This window comes from Pseudomonas sp. 05T35 (assembly GCF_056396605.1).
In genome coordinates this window covers 1-612 of the sequence record NZ_JBFTLU010000880.1, presented here as the reverse complement: position 1 = coordinate 612, position 612 = coordinate 1, and the positions used below count along the sequence as shown (strand labels likewise).

Here is a 612-nt window from a genome sequence, read left to right as displayed (position 1 = left end):
CTACAAGCCAGAGCGATACGGTTGTACTGATGACGACAAGAATGTCGCTGATCTGGTTGAGGGTGTAACCCTTGTGACTGAGCAAAATGGCATGAGCGTGACTGGGCAAAGTAAGCTTCTCACCTTGCCTGTAGGCGTCCATCAAGGCTTGCAGCTCAGAATCGCAAAGGAGTGGCACGAACTTCATGAACAGAATTCTAAGCATCATAGAGGCGGAGCGTCCATTATGAACGGAAGCTTTCGGCCAGGTACCTAATTGGGAGTTGATATGGGCTAGTGAATGCAACTGTCATCGGTTACCTTCAGGCGGTAGCATAGTTKGGCGTATGCCATGGGAAGGGTAGGCGTCACCAACATGATAGTATAATTTGCCTGCTTGGACATGGCGTTCTTGTTTGCGGTTAAATGCGATGTTTGGTGCCTGGTTAGAAAATAATATTGCATTGGCGTTGTCTTAAGATCAATGTGGTTCTCTAAGAAGAGTGTAGTAATGTATAATGCTTCTGATGTGTTGTTGGATGGGGGGGGCAGGAAACTTGTAGTTCCTGTAATTGCGGCAACATTGTCTATTCCTGTCGTTATGTTTTCGTTGATGGGGTATGACATAAATCC

General features: G+C 46.3%; 1 pseudogene. It reads right to left on the bottom strand.

Going from position 1 to position 612, the window contains the following annotated elements:
- A pseudogene (locus AC1DH9_RS30450) lies at positions 1-187 on the bottom strand (hypothetical protein); the annotation flags it as partial.
- Between the last annotated feature and the right edge of the window lie 425 nt (positions 188-612).